We start from the raw sequence: 20,524 nt of genomic DNA, 5'->3' as shown, positions 1-20,524 counted from the left end.
AAACACGGTGACAAACGCTCACCGTGTTTTAATTTATCTATTGATTAATCCGGCATCACCGGTTTACTTGCTGCGGCATACGCATGATCTTGTGCACTTAAGCCACCAGCATTACCTTTACCTTCAAAGTGATAATCTGACTCTTCACGTAATTTTATTCCAACATCAGAAGTTTCATACTCTGGTGCTGGCGCTTTAGCCATTGCTGAAGAAGAATAACCTGTTAATTGTAAATCATGAGTTATCAGATCAGTTCCATCACTAATTTTTTTGCTATCTTCAAAATCTTCTTGAACATTTGTAGATAAAGAACTTTTTGACTGTTCATCAATTATGACAGTATCAACACTATGACTAGTTACATCTTCGTCATTTTTAACAATAACAGGAACTAAAAGCGAAGGAATAACAGGCACAACACTATTTGGTTCATCATTTACTATTTGGCTGTAATCGACAACAACTCGACCCAATGCTAATTCTAATGATGCAGCAGCAAATGGTAACGGCATTGGAGACTGCTTTAATTCCACATTACGAACACGACGTTTATTACGTTGACCATTCATTCGCAAATGCCTAGATGTGCGACGCTGACGCTTTGATTGAGTTTCTGATGCAATATGGTCTTCAGTTGCTTTAGTGACAATGACAGGCAACAACAAAGAAGGAATGATTACTTTTTCTTGCTGAAATTGTACCGTTATATCAGTATTTTTTACACGAACACTTTTAGCTAATGCACGTTGTTGACGTCTTGGCTTTGCTTCACGCTGTTTTGGTTGCACTGCTTCGTCAACAACTTTATCTACCTTAAGATTATTTGTTGAGTTTGACAAATTCGTATTTGATTTAGCTCTACGATTATTATTTCTACTTGTCTCTTTCACCTCGTCAAGAGTACCTGCTGTAACAATATTAGCATTGCTAGCCGCACTATTGTTTCGGTTATTACGTTGACGTCGATTGTTTGAACGTTGATTATCTCGTCTTTTGGCTGTTTTAGGTTTAACTTCTGGCTCAGGTTCTGCTTTTTCTATAACAAACAATTTACGTAGCTTACCAAATAGCCCACTAAATAAACCTTCTGATTTTTTAGTTTTTGGTGTTGCATCTTCTCTTGGTGCAACAGAGGCTTCAACTTTAGGGCCAGACAATACGGCTTGTTCAACAATAACTTCAACAGCTTGTTGTTCATCTTCCTCTTCTTCAAGTTCACGAATCAGTTTTGGAAGATTATAACTCAGTACATCCGTTTCTTCGCCTCTACGCTTACGAATCACTTTATAAAGCGGTGTTTCCATCTCTTCATCGCCGGCAATCACAATTTTGACATCAGGATGCATGCTTTCAATATTAGTGATAGCGCGACGTTTTTCGTTGAGTAAATAGCTTGCTATTGGTACAGGAACGATGACATCGATTTGTACAGTATTATCTTTCATCGCTTCTTCTTGAATTAATCGAAGAATCGATAAAGACAATGAATTATTATCACGAACCGTACCCGTTCCTTGACAACGCGGGCAAATATGATGAGTTGCTTCTCGTAATGACGGGCTTAAACGTTGGCGAGACATTTCGAGCAAACCAAAACGAGAAATACGGGTCGTTTGGATACGTGCACGGTCAGTCTTCATCGCTTCTTTAAGGCGATTTTCTACTTCACGCTGATTGCGAATTGGTGTCATATCAATAAAATCGATAACAATCAAACCACCTAAGTCGCGTAAACGTAACTGGCGCGCAATTTCTTCTGCTGCTTCAAGATTAGTATTAAAGGCAGTTTCTTCAATATCGCTACCACGAATCGACTTAGCTGAGTTAATATCAATTGCAGTAAGTGCTTCAGTAGTATCAATAACAATTGAACCGCCGGAAGGTAAACGTACTTCACGCTGAAATGCCGACTCAATCTGCCCTTCAATTTGGAAATGATTAAATAAAGGTACATCACCATCATAAAATTTAAGGCGATTAACGTATTCAACGCGACCTAAATCAGCTAACCGTTTTTTTGCTATCTCAAGCACTTTCGAGTTATCAATTAAAATATCACCAACATCATCACGCAAATAATCACGAAATGCGCGAGTAATAATATCGCTTTCTTTATGAATTAAACTTGGGGCTGGGTGTTTTTTAGCCTCATTTTGGATTGCTATCCAATAATTAACTAATGCATCTAAATCTTGTTGCAACTCTTCTTGGCTTTTACCTACACCTGCAGTTCGAGCAATAACACCCATACCTTTAGGTTTTTCGATAGCATCAATAATACGTTTAAGATCCGCTCTTTCTTCGCCTTCTATACGACGCGAAACACCACCAGCACGTGGATCATTAGGCATTAACACTAAATAGCTACCCGCTAAACTAATATAAGTGGTTAAAGCCGCACCTTTTTTACCTCGAATCTCTTTTTCAATTTGGACAAGAACTTCTTGACCTTCTTGTAGATGCTTAATACTACGACGACCAGAAATATTAGATGGGAAATAACTTTCTGCAATCTCCTTTAAAGGTAAAAAACCATCACGTTCCCCACCGTAAGAAACAAAAGCCGCTTCTAAACTTGGATTGATTTTAGTGATTTTACCTTTATAAATATTCGCTTTTTTTTGCTCATGTCCAAGGCTTTCGATATCTAAATCATATAAGCGTTGGCCATCAACAAGTGCAACGCGCAGCTCTTCTTGCTGGGTTGCGTTGATTAGCATTCTTTTCATTATTCTACACTCTTCATTAATCTTAATTAACTTATAGGTAGAATCTTATTATTGATAAGTGATTATTTTAACAATGATGAATAATGGTACTTAACTAAATATTTTATACACGGTATTCATTATTTTATTTATGTTATTTTTGTTATTATTTTATGTGAACCCGATACTACTTAATCAACATCAATATAATACCCAAGCAAAATATTAAATTAAAAAGCACTAAATACTTTGCAAAAAAACTGATTGTATAATTTATTGACATTGTTATTATCGTTAATTTGCAAACCGCTATACTTTACTGGTTTGGCAAATAAACTAAATCTTTATGCAACTGTTTAAAATAAACATATTATCTAATTATAATGATTCTACTTACACTATTTTATTTTGACAAACTGTAATGTCTAACGCCATTGCTGCATTACAAGGATAAAGTTATCCCTCTCTATTATTAACGTTTAGGCAAAGGATAGCAAGAAAATTAAACTCGCTATTTTATAAACAATGTAAGTATCCATCTTTTCCTATTTCTAATTAACCTTTACCAAATTATAAATAACTTATTTTAAGTTGCTTAAAATTTTATATTAAAACGACTACTAATCTGAATCATTTTTACAAAATTTTCTCTCACTAATTACCCAATTAATTAAAAAAACATTAATAGAATTATGTATAGCAGAATTTAACCAGTATAATTATGATTAAATAACATAATAATCTAAATATGAGATATATTTGTTTATGGATTTTACTGATAAAACGGCTTTACTTAATTTTACAACTCGCTGGATTGAGCAATTCAAATACGCCCCACAAAGTGAAGACCTCCATGCAATACCTTCACCTTGCATTTTAAAAACGGAAAAACTAACAGTATATTGGCAACCTTTCTTATTGGAACCGCCTAGAAACTTAACCATTATTGAACAAGTTATTGGTATTAAATTACACCCAAGTACGCATATTTTTTACGGAACACAATACGCGGGCAATATGACAGCTAAGTTTAATGACACTAATTTAGTTTTGCTCCAAGCTTGGAATGATGATGATTTTTCAAACTTAGAACAAAATTTAATTGCCCATTTATCTCAACAAAAAAGATTAAAACGCATACCGACTATTTTTATTGCCTCAACAGATGACAGCACTAAAATTATTTCAATTAACAACTTAACCGGTGAAGTAGTAAAAGAAGATTTAATTACAGGTGAATTAACAACCTTAACTAATGATTTGATTTCATTTTTTAACCAAATTACTGTTTTTCACTAAATATAAAAAAGCAAAAACTAAAGAAATGTTTACAAAAACATACTTATAGAATACCACTGTCGAAATTGTAACTTACAAAATAATGTGTATATAATGCGTTAAAAGTCATTAGATCTGATAGGTGAATTATGTTTGAATATTTAACAGCAGCTCCAGCCGATCCCATTTTAGGGCTAGCCGATCTTTACAACAAAGACGAACGCACTAATAAAATCAATCTCAGTGTTGGTGTCTACAAAGATGAAACCACCAAAACGCCTATTCTAGAAAGTGTAAAAAAAGCAGAACACTTCTTATTAACTAATGAAACCTCAAAAAGCTACTTAGCAATTGACGGCGACAACACCTTTAATACAGCAACCCAACGACTACTTTTTGGTCATGAAAATGAACGAGCAAAAACAGCCCAAGCACCAGGGGGAACTGGCGCCTTACGCATCATGGCCGATTTTTTAGCTCGCAGAACAAAAGTAAAACGGGTTTGGATCAGCAATCCATCTTGGCCAAATCATCGTAGTGTATTTCAAATGGCAGGGCTTGAAGTTCGTGAATACCAGTATTACGATCCTCAGACTCACAGCCTTAATTTTGATGCAATGATGAATAACTTAAGCCTTGTTGCCTCAGGTGAAGCAGTGTTATTCCATGGTTGCTGTCATAACCCAACGGGTATTGATCCAACCCCAGAACAATGGCAAGCCATCTCAGACTTAGCCTTAAAAAATGGCTGGTTACCACTCTTTGACTTAGCTTACCAAGGCTTTGGACAGGGTTTAGAAGAAGACGTCTATGGGCTACGATTATTTGCGGACAACCATCCAGAACTCCTTATTGCTAGCTCATATTCTAAAAATTTTGGACTATATAATGAACGCGCTGGCGCATTGACCTTAATTGCTGCCAATGCTGAAATTGCCGATCGCGCTTTTAGTCAGGTAAAAACCATCATTCGAGCGAATTATTCTAACCCACCAGCCCATGGTGCTAAGATAGTCTCGTATATTTTAAACAACGATGAATTAAAAGAAGAATGGATTGATGAATTAACCAATATGCGCCAACGCATCCACCGCATGCGCCAACTATTTGTAAAAACCTTACAAGATAAAGGTGCTAATCAAGATTTTAGTTTTATTGTCAAACAAAATGGCATGTTCTCGTTTAGCGGCTTAAGTGAAGAGCAAGTTCTAAAATTACGTAGCGATTACGGCATCTATATTGTTAATTCCGGACGTATCAATGTCGCAGGTATGACGTTAGATAACATGTCTAGACTTTGCGAATCAATTGTTCAAGTCCTATAAAAATTGTTGTTTAAGTCACAAGAAAAACACTAAAATAACCAAAACAAAATTTTTGTTTTGGTTATTTTCTCTTGGTTTGTTAGAACTTGTTTATTTTATTTAATTTTTAATTATTATTAAGACGATAGCTAACAATATCAAGCAAACAAAAAAATAAAAAACATAATAAAATCAATAACTTTCCCGAACGTTTTTTTTTCAAAATATTAACTTGTTTAGTATTCTCCTCCTCACGACTCAAAAAGTATCCTGATTACAACTTAATCTCAAAAATCACCCATTTTTATTAATCTTTTATTCCAATTAGTTATATCCATAGACAAACAGATTATTAGACGATCTCTCAATAATTACTAATAATTATTTAACAGGATAATAACCATGATTGAGGGTAGTTGGGTGGCGTCACATATTTTAGATTTTTTAATTTTAGGCAATAACTTTGGTACAAACGAAATGAGGGCGATCTGGTCAGAACAAAATCGCTTGCAAAAACAAGTAGACGTCGAAGTCGCTTTAGCTAAAGCGGAAGGCGAGCTAGGCGTTATTCCAACCGAAGCAGCCAATGCAATCATAGCCAAAGCCGATGCATCTAAACTATCAATTGAACACATTGCCGAAGAAGCCGCAAAAGCCAAACACTCGTTAATGTCGACCATTAACGCACTACAAAAACAAGTCGGTGATGCGGGTCAATATATTCATTACGGAGCAACTACACAAGATATTGTCGATACTGCAACTGTTTTACAATTAAAACAATCATTTATAGTTATTGAACGCGATAGTAAACTAGTGGCACTTGAGCTAAAACGTTTGGCCAAACAGTATCAATATTTACCCATGGTTGGCCGTACACATGGCATGCAAGCACTCCCCACAACCTTTGGTTTTAAACTTGCGGTATGGTTAGATGAATTTATTCGGCACTTACAACGTTTAAGTGAAATTAAACAACGGGTACTAGTTGGTAATATTAGTGGCGCAATTTGTACGTATGCATCAATAGGCAAATTAGGCCCACAAGTAGAATCGCGAGCATTAACGTTACTCGGACTAAATACCCCTAATATTGGTTGGCAAGCAGCTCGTGACCGTTTTTCTGAATATGCATCAGTCATCGCGCTAATCAGTGGCACATTAGGCAAAATAGGCAATGAATTTTACAACTTGATGCGTACAGAAATTAACGAAGTTGAAGAACCCTTCTCGACAGGAAAAATTGGCTCAACCACCATGCCACATAAACGCAACCCAGCAGCATTAGAAGGTCTAGCCAGTTTGACTGCTCCACTTTTAAAAAGCGTCGCGTTAATTCACGAATCAATGAAAGTTGAACATGAACGCGATGCCATGAGCTGGCGTGCCGAATGGATCGCACTACCCGAAATTAACCTTTACATTTCAGCGCAACTACAAACAGCATTAGCGGTACTTAAAGATCTAAAAGTCAATGCTGATCGGATGTTAGCTAATTTATCACTACAAAATGGCTTGCTGTTATCAGAAAAAGTCATGTTCGAAATTGGTAAGCGATTAGGCAAACAAACTGCTCATCAGCTAGTTTATCAAAGCGCTATGAAAGCGTTTGAACAAAATCGACCATTTAAAGAGATATTATTAGAAGATCCAAGTTTAAACAAAGAATTTACCGAATCCGAGCTTGATACTTGGTTAGATCCAATTAACTATCTTGGATCTGCTCCTGAAAAAGTAACACAAGTCATTCAATATGCTCAACAGTGTGGAGTATTAGCATGAGTTTTCGCTTAATGACTGATAAAGATATTCCAGCTTATCAAGCCCTACTGCATAGTGCTTATAAAGCCACAACTCAATTAGGTATTCAGTTTGCCGCAGCAGCAGTCGAGCAATCGCAGATTGCTGACCATATTGAGTCCAATGCCGTGTATTTATTTGAAAAAGATGGTGAGCTACTATCAACTTTAAGCATTCGCTTTCCGTGGGGCAATAATCCAGGACCTTATGGATTACCCCATTTAGGTTGGTTTGCAACCGATCCACGATATAAAGGTCAAGGCTATGGTAATGCATTATGGGATTTTGTTGAACGGCAAATTTTAATCAACCAACTAAAGTTACCTGCCGTCACGTTAGGCACCGCCGCAAATCATCCATGGCTTGCCCAGACGTACATAAATAAAGGCTATAAAAAAATAGGGCAAGCAGATTTAACTCCAGATCATACTACGCTCTATTTTGAAAAAATTTTAAATCATAAAAGCTATACCGAATGGAAAAAAAGGAGTAATAAACAATGAAAAAAATAAGTACACTACTGTCCGCTCTTTTATTAACTAGCCTAACCTTAATTGGTTGTGATAATCAATCCAACCATCAAGTCACAGAGCAAAATATTATTAAAGTGGGTTCTACAGGACAAAGCTATCCAAACGGCTATAAACAAGATGGCAAATTAGTCGGATTTGATGTTGAAGTTACCGAGGCGATTGCCAAAGAATTAGGCTATAAAGTCGAATGGAACATTGCCGAATTTGGTGGCTTGATGGGGCAATTTGATTCTGGGCGGTTAGATACTATAGCCAATGCGGTTGCAATTACACCTGCTCGTCAAGCCAAATATGATTTTTCCAACACCTATAGCTTTTACGGTAGCCAAATTGTGACTCACAAAGATAACAATAATATCAATCAATTATCTGATTTTAAAGGTAAAACTATTGCTGGTGTGCTAGGCTCAAATCATATAAACAATCTAAAAAAAGCCTTTCCTAACAATGATATCACCATCAAGACCTATGAGACACGAGATGGCGCAATGTATGATACGGAATATCAACGGGTTGATGGCTATGTCAATTCAAAACCAATATTACTGGCTGAAATTAAGCGTAAAAATCTACCTTTCAAATTAGTTGGTGAACCCATTACTATTGAGCAAGTTGCTTTTCCATTTAGTAAAGATGAAAAAGGTCAAGCACTGCGTGAAAAATTCAATCAAGCCATCGAAAAGTTACGCACCAATGGCACATTGAAAAATCTGGCAATTAAATATTTTGGCGAAGATATTACCTTATGAATTTTAATGTAAACTATTTTTTAAGTGTGTTTCCGCAGATATTACCTTATCTGCCGGTTACCCTTTTTATTACCATCATATCGATTATGTTTGCCATTATATTAGGGTTAGCGATTGCATTACTGCGTAGCAATAAAATAATGATTATCGATACTATTTTCGCACTGTTTATATCTCTGTTTAGAGGAATACCCTCCGTTGTTTTACTGTTTATTATTTATTACGGGTTACCGCAGATTTTTCCTGTTTTAAAACATATGGGGGCAACAACGGCGGCCATTATCTGCTTTAGTTTAAAATATTCATCCTATTTAGCCGAAATTTTCCGAGCAAGTTTAGAATCGGTCGATCACGGACAGAAAGAAGCAGGGCTAACAGTAGGTTTAAGTAAAATACAAGTTTATCGAGGTATTATACTGCCCCAAGCCATGGTCAATGCCTTACCGAATACCGGTAATATGTTTATCTCATTACTTAAAGATTCGTCTGTCGCCTTTTTTGTTGGCGTGCAAGAACTATTAGCAGCCGGAAAAATGTTAACCGCTAACTCATTCCTCTACTTTGAAACCTATTTAGCTGTAGGTATTGTTTACTGGTTGACTGTTGTTATCTATTCTTGGATACAAAAACAGTTAGAACAGAAACTCACAGCCCCCTATCATCGTTAAGGAGACGAGTTATGATTACAGTATCACATTTATCTAAACGCTTTGCTAATAATGAAGTTTTGAAAGAGATCAACCTAAACATTGAACAAGGCGAAGTGGTTGCAATTATTGGACCTTCAGGATCGGGCAAATCGACCTTATTACGTTGCTTAAATTTATTAGAAAAACCAAACACCGGCACCATTCAAATTGGCACAGCAATGCTAGATGCTAAGCATTATAGTAATAAAGAAGAAACCCATTTACGCAAGCAATCTGCAATGGTCTTTCAGCACTACAATTTATTTAAAAATAAAACCGCATTAGAAAATATCACCTATCCATTAATTGTTGGACAAAAGATAGATAAAAAAGAGGCCGAACAACTTGGTCTATCATTATTAAAACGCGTTGGCATGTTACCTTACGGCACACAATATCCCATAACCTTATCTGGTGGTCAGCAACAACGTGTTGCTATCGCAAGAGCACTTGCAGTCAGACCCAAAGTATTATTGTTTGATGAACCAACATCCGCACTTGATCCCGAACGTGTACACGAAGTACTACAAGTAATGCTACAGCTAGCTAAAGAAAATATCACAATGATTATCGTGACCCACGAAATGGAGTTTGCTAAGTATGTTGCAGACCGAGTTATTTTTATGGCTGATGGCGTAATTGTTGAACAAGGACCGGCAAAATCAATAATCGATAATCCACAAAATGAAATAACACAACGCTTTTTGCGCCAATTAACCGATGAAATCGATTTTGAAATTTAACGATTAAAAACTGACTTAACTATAGCATGAGTTTTTAATCGTTAAAGCGTTAAAAGATGTGATAATAAAAATGTATGCAGATCTAAACCGACCGCAAGCGCACGAATATCTTTCAATAAATTATACGCAGTCTTTTGATCACCTACGGCTTTGACCAGCTTCAATGATAATTCCTGCTGACTGTATGGATTTTTTGGCGAACCTTTTGGAATATCAATTCGTTGGTCCAACTTTTCACCTGTACTATTAACAATCTCAACAACAACATAACGTTGATTATACGCCTGTGGATGGGGTGTAAGTTGTATTTGATAGCTTCGTTTCATCTTCTGCATCAAATTTTTTATGCCATGTGCAATAGGTTTTGCTGAAAACTGTTCAAAACTAAGTGGCAATCCTAAAAGGGTTAATGCTAAAACATACTCAGCCGAAAAACGCCCTTGTTCAGCAAGCAAAGGCATTTGATAAATTAACGCTGCATCACTTTGTGGTGGAGAAAAAAAGATAGTGATACTCTCAATCTTATCAACACTAAAGTTAGCATTCCGATAAAGCAATTGCCCCGCATCAGCAATATAAGCAGCAGCTGAACAATAAGAATAATTTTTAAACCATAATCCGGGATGCACAATCTTCCAAGTTTTACCCCAATGACTTAAATCAAAACGTGTATTACCTTGTCCATAAATAGCCAAAAAACCTAATTTATCATCTAAAAAATCCTGATCGGCATGTATACCCGCTCTTAACCACTCAACCGCTTGTATGGCATGTTCGGCTGCTATCCCAGCATGCAAAAACTTAATCGGCGTGCCCATTAACAAACGCATACCTGATGCTTGAGTCGCCGCTAACGTTAATGCTTGCGATAAAAACGACTCATCATAGAGATAACAAATAGCCGCTGTTGCCGCAATCCCACCCAAAGTAATAGTTGCATGCCAACCTTTTTCATAATGCTGTGGATTAACGCTTTGCCCCAATAAGGCCATCACTTCAATACCAATAACATAGGCGGTTAAAAAACGCCGACCATCAATTTTTTGCTCAGCATTATCTAATCGAACACTGGCAATAAGTGCAGATAAAATAACGGCAGAGGGGTGACCACGAACATCTGAATGTACATCATCATAATCTAAACAATGAGCTTGAAAACCATTAAGTAGCGCGGCTTGCCTTGCGCTAGCTAACTTTTTCTGACCAATTAGCCAAGCTCTGGCATTACCGCCTTCATCTGCTATCCATGCTAGCAATTTATGAACATCATCTTCATGGCAAGCTTGTAAAGTGCAAGCAAAATAATCAGTTATCCCATTAATAGCACAATCAATAACTTGAGGGTCACTGATTATTGGCGTATTTCTGATTAAAAAACTTAACTGTTGACCTAAATTCATGCAAAACTCTCAAACTAAGCAAAGTCGATAAGCAATTAGGGAAATTGGTTTACTTATGGATAACTAAAATAACGTATAATTAGCCATAAGTTAAAGATTAAGTAGTTATATTCTAATAACCTAAAATCATAACATGTTAGCCATTGATATAATCATTTTTAGCCATTATTTTATATGTTAAAATGCTTCCTACAAAAATAATCAAATCAAAATTTAACATCTTATTATGTCAACTTGTTATATCGCCTTAGGCAGTAATCTTGAAGATCCATTGTCACAAGCCAATCGTGCAATTGCAGCGTTAAAAAATTTGCCTAACACAACAGTTACGGCTATTTCTCCTTTTTACCGAAGCAAACCTCTTGGTCCACAAGATCAAAATGATTATCTTAATGCCGTCATAGAACTAACGACAAATTTATCTCCGATTGAACTACTTGACGAACTACAATCAATTGAAAAAGCGCAAGGTCGTGTACGTAAAGACAATCGATGGGGAGCTAGAACCTTAGATCTTGATATTTTATTGTATGACAACTTAGTACTAGAAAGTGAAAGGCTCACCGTTCCACACTACCACATGAAAAGCAGAGAATTTGTGCTCTACCCACTATATGACATCAGTCCTAAACTTGTTTTACCGGATAACGATAAGCTGTACGACTTAGTAACTAAATGCCCTAAAAATGGATTAAAAAAGTGGGAATAACTACTTATCTTAATTAATAACATACAGTTGCACTATTTTGCTTATTTTTTACACACAAAAAATAATAAAAAAAATTTGCCAACAGCTAATTTATTGATATAGTTTACCGCTTGCAAATAATCTGTACTTAAGGGGATTGCTGTGAAAAAGGAACAAAAGTTAAATACATCTTCTCTTAGCCTGCTTTCAATTGCGGGGCTTGAGCCTTACAAAGAAAAACAAGGCGAGGAGTACATGAACCCTAAACAATTAAAACATTTTGAATTGATATTAAAAGCATGGCTTACTCAATTACAAGATGAAATGGGGAAAACAGTTTCTCACATGCAAGATGAAGCTGCGAATTTTCCTGATCCAGCCGATCGAGCAACACAAGAAGAGGAATTTAGTTTAGAATTACGTGCTCGAGATAGAGAACGAAAACTGATCAAAAAAATCGAAAAAACATTAAAGAAAATTGAATCAGACGACTTTGGTTATTGTGAATCTTGTGGCGTTGAAATTGGCATTCGTCGCTTAGAAGCAAGACCAACAGCAGATTTATGTATCGATTGTAAAACACTTGCGGAACTTCGCGAAAAACAGATGGGCATGTAACACCAGCTCCATCCATCATTCTCAACTAGACCTATGCATTATATCGGTCGTTTTGCCCCTTCACCATCAGGACCATTACATTTTGGTTCGTTGGTAACGGCGCTAGGGAGTTATCTCCAAGCTAAATCTTGCCTCGGTAAATGGTTGGTTCGTATTGAAGATATCGACCCACCACGAGAAGTCAAAGGGGCATCATCACTAATATTAAAAACTCTTGAAGCACTAAATTTATATTGGGATGATGAGGTTTTATACCAATCATCGTGCAGCAAACGTTACCAAGCTATTTTACAAACGCTAATCGATAACCAACAAGCCTATTATTGTGATTGTACTAGACAGCGAATTCAAAGTCTGACCCATGGTATCTATGATAATTTTTGTCGTGAAAGGCATTTATCTATCAATAATAAACAAGTTGCCATTCGTTTAAAACAAAATCATCCTATTTTTCAATTTACTGATCAAATTCGTGGCTTACAAACCGTTGAAAAAGCTAACGCACAAGAAGATTTTATTATTCATCGTAAAGATGGCTTATTTGCCTATAATTTAGTGGTGGTATTAGATGATCATCAGCAAGGCATTACTGAAATTGTGCGTGGAGCAGATTTATTACCGGTTACCGCTAAACAAATCTCACTGTATCAACTGTTCGGCTTTCCTGTGCCAAGCTACTGCCATTTACCGCTAGTACTCGATAACAACGGCAATAAGCTATCAAAACAAAACCATGCCAACCCGATTGATTTAAACAATCTTAAAGCATTAACCGTTCAAGCTCTGCAATTTTTAGGGCAATGTGTGCCAAAAGATTGGCAAGATGCCACACAACAGCAGCTTTTAGATTGGGCAATACAGCATTGGCAACTGATGAATGTACCAAAACAAAATACCCAATTATCCACCAATATAGGATAAATTAGGCGTAATACCGACATTATGAGCATGTAACAGATGTTTTTCTGGTTTGATCATTAGCGAAGAAAAGATTCTTGCAATTAATTGTTGCTTTTGCGCTGGACTTTGGAGCAAATCACGCAAATCAACGGCGGCATCACCAAACAAACAATAATGCAACTTACCTATTGATGATACGCGCAATCGATTACAACTTTTACAGAAATCTTTTGAATACGGCATAATCAGCCCAATTTTGCCTTGATAGTCGTCATGAACATAAACTTTAGCTGGACCTGATAGCGGATTTTTAGATTGCAATTGCCAACCCTGTGCAATTAGCTGTGTTTCAATCAAACTACCGGACTGGTGATAGCGATTAAACACATCAAGGCTTTCGCCCGTTTCCATCAGCTCAATAAAACGTAATTCGACTGGATGACATTTAATCCATGACAAATAATCTTTTAAATTATCATTCATATTTTTCATCAAAACGGTATTAATTTTGACTTTTTTTATACCTACTTCTAATGATCTATCCACACATTGCATTAGTTCTTTAAGCTTATCTTGACCGGTAATTAATTTAAATAAATGCGGAGACAGACTATCAATACTAATATTGATCGCATTCAAACCGGCTTGATGCCAATGATGAATATTTTTTAATAAACGAGAACCATTGGTTGTAATAGCGAGTTCTTTTACACTTGGGTAAGCAGAGATCATCGACAAAATATCCATAAAATCACGACGCAAAGTGGGCTCGCCACCTGTTAACCGAATTTTACGCACACCGAGTTCAGTAAATGTTGCAACAACATTATTAATCTCACTGAGCGACAAAAATTTATGAGCCTTGTTAGGTCGATAACCATTGGGTAAACAGTACTGACACTGAAAATTACACAGCTCGGTAATCGACAAACGCAGATATTGAAATCGACGCTGATAATTATCAACTAATTGCATATATTTAAACACCTTATCCAAATCGGGAAGCATAGCCATTTCTGTGCTATACCGCGGCTAATCCACCATATGAATTGAAATATCACTTAGGCAAAAGAGCTTCAGAGTTTGATTCAGTCTAGCATAGACTTTATTTTTTGACTATGAACAAATCGACCTTTACAAGCGACCTAGTTATCCGGAAATGAAGACTTACTTATAGACAAGGTATTAATAAGAAAAATATTTATACATACCTAATATCTTATTTATTATGAATAAATAAATTTACATTATGTTAATTTATGCTATTTTATAAATTTGATTTAATTCATTGACTATATTATAGATTATAATCAGCAACCGGTAATAAACCAAGGAATAGTGTTTAAGTTGTCGCATAGTAGATGTTTTCAATAACAACGTGTTTATAAAAAACAGATTAACTATCAATAAATTATGCAATTAAATCATTCATTTTCAAATGTGCATCGTTTATCTAACAACTTAATCAAAAATAAAATTGAAAAGGAAAATTACTTACCATAATGAATAAAAAAATAATCAAGCTCGCCCAATACCTAACAAACTTAAGCTTATTATTATCTTCAACATTAGCGTTAGCTGATAATGCTAGCCAATATATTACTTATAACAACCTACTATTTGATCGTGATGGCACAGTAATTATTGATAACAGCCAAAACATTAACTCAATAACATACCAAGATCATTATTGGATTGTGCAGTTAACCAATAGTCGCGATAGCCTCCTCTACAGCAATATAAGAAAGATAGATAATTTTAAATTTGCTTTTGAAAAAAAAGGCGACATATTGAAGTTTAAAACCATTAATACCTTAACTTATCTAGGCGAAGAACGAATAGCTTATTATTATCAAGACACAGCATTATCGGTTGTCATTGATACCGATGGTAATCTAATTACACCCAAAGGGCGTTATTATCTCGAAATCGGCCCCTTTATTAACGGTTATGCCGAAGTAACTACCCCAGAATATGATGAAGGCTATTTAAATCTACAAGGTAAATTTTTTAAAAAACTCCCTAAAACAACACTGACACAAAAAACGCAATCCCAAACCAAACCACAATGCAAAATAATCACATCCGATACAATAATGCAGCTATGTAAAAAAAATAACAGCCAATATCTAGTTAATAGCAAAACAGGCAAAGAAACCGATGTTGGTTCCAAAGCGTGGACGACTAATTTTGATTGCATCCCCAAAAACCTTTCAGCAGGTTATTTTTGGCTAGGCAATTATCAAGATGGTTATCATGTTTATCAAATTTATGATTATGATGGGAAAATGCATTATCAAAATCAGTACTATGCCGTATCGCCTTTATATGGTACAGCAAGTTGGGTACAAGATAGTGATAATTCTAAAAAACGTTTGATTGATATTACGGGCAAAACAATTGGTGAATATAATAATTATACCCTTCTTCAAGTTGGCACAGAAAAACTCTACTATGCCCAAAAAACCACTCCAAAAAATAAAGATAAAAATAGTGATAGTGATAATGATAATGATAAACAAATATTATTATCGATCTTTGATGTAAATGGCAACATCTTACTTTACGAAGACATCGTTGGTTCAGAACAAAACAGTCACTGTCATCGCGATGTAAAAGTATTAAAAAATGCAGAAAACAAAATAGTCTGGCCAACAGACCTTGAGCGAGAATGTCTTTTAGATCGTTATATTCAATCAGCAAAAACCGATAACGACAACAGTTATCGACATAAAGAGCAAGAAAGTAAAGCGATTGAAATACCAAAAGATAAAGTTCCCGAAATCAGCCGCTATTTTACACAAATTCAATCCAACAAAAATACCGATCCATTTACATTCGAAAAAGGTGATATTTATCTTACAGGTCCCAACACAACTAAAATTGAAGGTATCGCAGAACTAAGTATACCTGAAGGATATATATATAGTGAAAAATACAACCCATCTAACACAGAACATTGTGACAGGTTTGTCGCGCCAGCTTATGACAATCAAAACCGATTATGTATAAATGTTTATAAACTCGGATTTATTGACTTACTTGAAGTCAAAAAGTTATTTGATGACAAAACCAACATCGAAAATTTAAAAACAAAAATTTCTTCAAGAATAGAAGATTATAAAGAATACAAAGACTATCAAAAATTTGAATGGTTAATCGACCCTGAATTTGATTTTGAAAACCAAAGTTTAAAATTTGGCTATCGATATCACATAGCAGAAAGCGATCAAAACAGAACCAGTCAAATTATCGAATATATAAAATTTGCCAAAGACCACATCATTGTGTTCAAAAACGATTATTACGACGATTATAACGATTTTAAGCCCATGGAATTTGATTGGCTTAATCGCATTAAGGTTTTTGAAAAGGCCGATATCAGCTCGACTTATCCTTGCAGCAAATTATCAATAAAAGACTCGGCATTATCTGCCAATAAATTTATTTATTTAGATAAAGAATTTTGCTTTCCACTACCGATAACCACACTCTTTGAAAAATATCCGACGCAAACTGAATTAAATAGTTACCATGAGTTATTTTCCTTCAGGGAAAACCGATACCCAATAAAAGAGGGAAAAACCTTATGGAATTAATAAAATATCTTCTCAGCACAATAGCTGTAACAATAATCGGACTCACTCTAAATGCGTGCGATGCTCCGCCACAACAAAGCCAATCCGAACTCGAAAAACTGCCCGAGGTTTTTAATTTAACTGAACAACAATGGCAAAACGAAATCCAACAACGATTTGACACCATAAACGGTAATGGCGAACCAATAAAATGCATATCAATAGTAATGACTGCGCCTTATTACATATTTGACAGACGATACGACTCTGACACATTGATCCTATTACAAACGTTAACAGAAGCAGGCTTGCTAACAGAACAAATTGAAATTAGCGGAATGGATAAAAATAGCATCGTTTATATCTATAACCTTACCGAAGAAGGCAAAAAATACTATAGAAAATGGGCTAACTTGAGTTCGTCAGGATTTTGTTTTGGCAAAGTGATTGTCAAGTCGGTAACCAAAATAACGCCGTATAGCAATTATATTGAAATTGAATATCAATATGTTATTGATAAATTACCCCCCAAATTAATACCCCAAAATGAATTAAAAACCGATACCGTAAGGTTTTATTATGATGAACAAACAAAAAAGCTCTATAGCCGTGGTATTGGCTTAATTGTTAAAAACTATTGAGATTAATGATCATGAATCTAAAATATCCACTGATAACTACTTTCAGCTTATTACTATTTGGTTGCAATAATGTAGATTATAAGCAATCGCTACAAGAAACTTTAAGTAGAGAAGATAATCGTGCATTATGTTATTTCCTGCCAAATAACCAAAACATCTTTCCTAACGATGTGTTTTTCGATAAACAAACTGAAATACTCGACCTATTTGTCGATCTCAAATTCTTAAAAACCAAAAACATCACAGCCCAATATTATGATGCCAATACAGATATAACCACCCTGCCTAGATCCCCCACCAAAATTGAAGGATTAAGATATCAATTAACTGAAGAAGGGAAAAAATACTTTATCGGCAGTAAAGGGGCATTCTGCTTTGGTAATATAATCCTAGATAAAATCGAGAAAACTCAAAGCGTCAAAATAGAATATACCAACTACCAAGTCGACTCAGGGAAATGGGTCTATTATTACTATCATTATACGAATATTCCCGCTTGGGCACAGGATAAGCGACTGGAACAATACTATAAAAGAATTTCACTCAACAACGAAATCCTCTTTGATGCAAGAGCAACGTATTTTGACTCAAAAGACACCTACGACACAGGAATTGAACAAACAGATCTCATCACCTTAAAGCATTAACAAAATACAAAAAAATAGCACGGACAAAAAGTAGAAAAGCATACCGTGCTATCACTCACGTTAGCGTATATATTATTATCGTATTCCGTTTTCATATTAAAAAACATCTTTGCTAGGCAACTATTCTTTGTTTACTTCGTCTTAATTAAGTCAGCACACCATTCACCTATCAACGATGAGCGAGTAAAACACGAAATCCTAAGGATAGACACATAGCCCATGATAGTTGCCAGTGGCTGGATTACCTTGGTAAACTCGTCCGTTATATGCATAGACATAAAACGCACGCGAACCAGTAACATCACTTGTCCAATAAACAGAATTAGAAAAACCAGCACCAGAATAATTTAACATACGCCCCCATTCGCTGAACAAACCAGCATTAATTCGACGCTGGTAATAGCTACCACTTGATGGCGGTGTAGCGCCAACTGAGCCTTGACAATAGCTATTATTGCCACAAACGGCATTGGTGACATCGTTTACTTTTATCATTCGGTAACCTAAACTAGCACACCAAGCGGTTATGTTAGCCGCTTTCGCGGTTCTCAAGCCACGGTTAACAAACCACTTCTGTAAAACAAATCCATATTTTACAACGGTTCTACCACGACTATCTTTACCTTGTAATTCGAATATTTGGGGTAAAACAGGTATGCCGGCTTGAAGTCGGCCAGGTAAATCATTACTCTGTTCATCGTTAGTGGCTGCAGGACCGGTTAACATGACACGCACACTAGTACCGCTCGCATTAGGCGTCATATTGGCGGTTATACCGCCCTGAGTGACAGGAGCCCAAGTCAGCGGCCCACTTCCTCCTATGTCCAAATCAAAGTATAAACCATTAGCCCCCACAGTTGGGAAGTTAAGATTATAAGAATCGGAAGAGATAGATTGGCTAATAAATCCTTTCCTTGAATCCCACATATCAGCAGGACCAGCAAACCTACCAACACCTTCTTGCAACCCGGGCTTGGCATAACAGACTTTAGCGGATAATGTTGGATTGATGTAATAAGTTACTGTATCGGCAGTAAATATGCTACGGTTAGGCACACCGTACTGGGTAGTTAAACTACCATTAGTGTTACGTAATACTAATTTATAAGGTGCATTACAAATATCTAAGGTATCATTACGAGCAACGGTTTGATTATTTTTATCCCGAATATCAACAGTTAAACGACCTGTTGCGGTTACACCTCTAGCTCCTTGCCCATCGCCATCATCATCCCCCCAATAGTTATACCTTGCATTAACAAGCGAGCTTAGCAGTATAGAGTTTCTTGTTACTGGCATCAACATACCCACATCAGTAAAAGTTTCGTTTACATTAGGCAATACTATTGGGTTTATGAGCGTCGAAAAGTTGGTTGAAGGAGTGATTGTTGTACCGTCGGATAAAGTAATACCTAACAAACTATCAGTCGTAGTGGCTTTGGTTCGGCCACCATCAAACGTAAAATATGGCGCCGAACCATTAATAGCATTGGTAGTATTGGTAGTATTAACTGATAATGCCTGCAAACTGACGGAATATGGCAGCAAAATCAACGACGTTAAAGATATTTTATGTGACAATAAAAAAGTCAACCATAAATGTAACCGTGAATGACGCGTTAATCGCAATCGGGGTTTTAAACCAAAACATGACCACTTTTTAAAAATTATAGCTAAAGTGTGACGACAATTTTTTGTTTTTACATTACAGAGGTTTAGGATAGATATAAGGTCAACTTTCAAAAGTTGACCAGACAAATACTGAAAAAGATTAAAAAAATAATACCGCCATATACAGCGGTTGTAGCTATGTTGCATAATATCCTATATATCAAGAGTGTTTATCTTATTTGTATTTCTTATAATGATTAGTCTATAAAATATGGATAAACTAATTTTTGATTTACCGCAACCTATTGAGAGTATAGCTTATAAAAAAAAATTGACCACTTCTTTTAGTTGCAAGGCGAATAAATCATAGCAAAGAAGGTTTACATAAAATTACTCATGATGAATAAATTCAATTAAGTTAATGAGATGATGGGGAAATATGATAAATAAAATAGTGTTGGGTGTTTTTTGTGAGGAGATGTTTTTCTTTTAAAAACCCTGGATTCAAATATGAAGTGCAATTTTAAACACGGTGGAGTGAAGAAAGTAGAAAGGTGATTTATACTAGCTCCTTCGCACCACCACAGTTTGGAGATTGCTATGTATTATAATCACCTTTCTAGGAAGGAAAGATACC

At 35.8% G+C, this 20,524-nt stretch carries 17 protein-coding genes and 1 riboswitch; of the genes, 13 read left to right on the top strand and 4 right to left on the bottom strand.

Annotated elements, in window-relative coordinates:
- Positions 1-44: 44 nt before the first annotated feature.
- Positions 45-2,729 (bottom strand): ribonuclease E, encoded by a 2,685-nt coding sequence (gene rne, locus ACYIAJ_RS07360; RefSeq protein ID WP_483559886.1) that lies wholly within the window; start codon positions 2,727-2,729, stop codon positions 45-47.
- A gap of 744 nt (positions 2,730-3,473) precedes the next feature.
- Here rne and syd point away from each other — a divergent pair.
- The 7 genes from syd (at position 3,474) to ACYIAJ_RS07325 (ending at position 9,804) form a co-directional block, all read left to right on the top strand.
- A complete protein-coding gene (gene syd / locus ACYIAJ_RS07355) occupies positions 3,474-4,007 on the top strand; it encodes a SecY-interacting protein (protein WP_483559888.1) in 534 nt (177 codons plus the stop codon).
- A gap of 128 nt (positions 4,008-4,135) precedes the next feature.
- Positions 4,136-5,311, top strand: a complete 1,176-nt coding sequence (locus ACYIAJ_RS07350) for an amino acid aminotransferase (protein ID WP_483559889.1) — start codon at positions 4,136-4,138, stop codon at positions 5,309-5,311.
- Positions 5,312-5,710: 399 nt separating this feature from the next.
- The gene (gene purB / locus ACYIAJ_RS07345) at positions 5,711-7,072 is read left to right on the top strand and encodes an adenylosuccinate lyase (RefSeq protein ID WP_483559959.1); all 1,362 of its coding nucleotides are present in this window, start codon (positions 5,711-5,713) and stop codon (positions 7,070-7,072) included.
- Positions 7,069-7,593 carry a GNAT family N-acetyltransferase gene (locus ACYIAJ_RS07340; protein WP_483564596.1) on the top strand — a complete coding sequence of 175 codons (525 nt, stop codon included), beginning with the start codon at positions 7,069-7,071 and terminating at the stop codon, positions 7,591-7,593. Before purB ends, ACYIAJ_RS07340 begins: the two co-directional genes overlap by 4 nt.
- Entirely contained in the window at positions 7,590-8,372 is a 783-nt protein-coding gene (locus ACYIAJ_RS07335) for an amino acid ABC transporter substrate-binding protein (protein WP_483564595.1), read from the top strand. The genes ACYIAJ_RS07340 and ACYIAJ_RS07335 overlap by 4 nt, the downstream gene beginning before the upstream one ends.
- Positions 8,369-9,040, top strand: coding sequence for an amino acid ABC transporter permease (locus ACYIAJ_RS07330; protein ID WP_160403326.1), 672 nt, complete (start codon positions 8,369-8,371; stop codon positions 9,038-9,040). Before ACYIAJ_RS07335 ends, ACYIAJ_RS07330 begins: the two co-directional genes overlap by 4 nt.
- 11 nt (positions 9,041-9,051) lie before the next feature.
- Complete coding sequence (locus tag ACYIAJ_RS07325) at positions 9,052-9,804, top strand: amino acid ABC transporter ATP-binding protein (RefSeq protein ID WP_483564594.1); 753 nt, start codon at positions 9,052-9,054, stop codon at positions 9,802-9,804.
- Between the two features lie 41 nt (positions 9,805-9,845).
- Here the strand turns inward: ACYIAJ_RS07325 and ACYIAJ_RS07320 are convergent, their stop codons facing one another.
- Positions 9,846-11,204, bottom strand: coding sequence for an MmgE/PrpD family protein (locus ACYIAJ_RS07320; protein ID WP_483564593.1), 1,359 nt, complete (start codon positions 11,202-11,204; stop codon positions 9,846-9,848).
- Positions 11,205-11,430: 226 nt separating this feature from the next.
- Here ACYIAJ_RS07320 and folK point away from each other — a divergent pair, with 226 nt between their 5' ends.
- From folK to gluQRS, 3 genes are all read left to right on the top strand, one after another.
- Entirely contained in the window at positions 11,431-11,913 is a 483-nt protein-coding gene (folK, locus tag ACYIAJ_RS07315; RefSeq protein WP_483564592.1) for a 2-amino-4-hydroxy-6-hydroxymethyldihydropteridine diphosphokinase, read from the top strand.
- Positions 11,914-12,054: 141 nt separating this feature from the next.
- Positions 12,055-12,510 (top strand): RNA polymerase-binding protein DksA, encoded by a 456-nt coding sequence (dksA, locus tag ACYIAJ_RS07310; protein WP_483559900.1) that lies wholly within the window; start codon positions 12,055-12,057, stop codon positions 12,508-12,510.
- A gap of 33 nt (positions 12,511-12,543) precedes the next feature.
- On the top strand, positions 12,544-13,431 hold the full coding sequence (gluQRS, locus tag ACYIAJ_RS07305) for a tRNA glutamyl-Q(34) synthetase GluQRS (protein WP_483559902.1): 888 nt from the start codon (positions 12,544-12,546) through the stop codon (positions 13,429-13,431).
- On the opposite strand, the gene moaA is transcribed toward gluQRS, so the two are convergent.
- Positions 13,411-14,385 (bottom strand): GTP 3',8-cyclase MoaA, encoded by a 975-nt coding sequence (gene moaA, locus ACYIAJ_RS07300; protein ID WP_483564591.1) that lies wholly within the window; start codon positions 14,383-14,385, stop codon positions 13,411-13,413. The two genes, gluQRS and moaA, sit on opposite strands and share 21 nt — an antisense overlap.
- Positions 14,379-14,504, bottom strand: a riboswitch (molybdenum cofactor riboswitch). It overlaps the preceding gene by 7 nt.
- A 408-nt stretch (positions 14,505-14,912) precedes the next feature.
- Here moaA and ACYIAJ_RS07295 point away from each other — a divergent pair.
- Genes ACYIAJ_RS07295 through ACYIAJ_RS07285 form a run of 3 tightly spaced genes read left to right on the top strand, consistent with a single transcriptional unit; the run spans position 14,913 to position 18,276 of the window.
- Positions 14,913-17,009, top strand: a complete 2,097-nt coding sequence (locus ACYIAJ_RS07295) for a hypothetical protein (protein WP_483564590.1) — start codon at positions 14,913-14,915, stop codon at positions 17,007-17,009.
- Entirely contained in the window at positions 17,000-17,629 is a 630-nt protein-coding gene (locus ACYIAJ_RS07290) for a hypothetical protein (protein ID WP_483564589.1), read from the top strand. The genes ACYIAJ_RS07295 and ACYIAJ_RS07290 overlap by 10 nt, the downstream gene beginning before the upstream one ends.
- 11 nt (positions 17,630-17,640) lie before the next feature.
- Complete coding sequence (locus tag ACYIAJ_RS07285; protein WP_091350117.1) at positions 17,641-18,276, top strand: hypothetical protein; 636 nt, start codon at positions 17,641-17,643, stop codon at positions 18,274-18,276.
- A 198-nt stretch (positions 18,277-18,474) separates the two neighbouring features.
- Here ACYIAJ_RS07285 and ACYIAJ_RS07280 read toward each other — a convergent pair whose 3' ends face one another.
- Positions 18,475-19,857 (bottom strand): hypothetical protein, encoded by a 1,383-nt coding sequence (locus ACYIAJ_RS07280; RefSeq protein WP_483564588.1) that lies wholly within the window; start codon positions 19,855-19,857, stop codon positions 18,475-18,477.
- Positions 19,858-20,524 lie beyond the last annotated feature (667 nt).

This window comes from Gilliamella sp. X-46 (assembly GCF_057063525.1).
The sequence above is the reverse complement of the archived record's forward strand: the minus strand, read 5'-3'. Positions and strand labels throughout refer to the sequence as shown.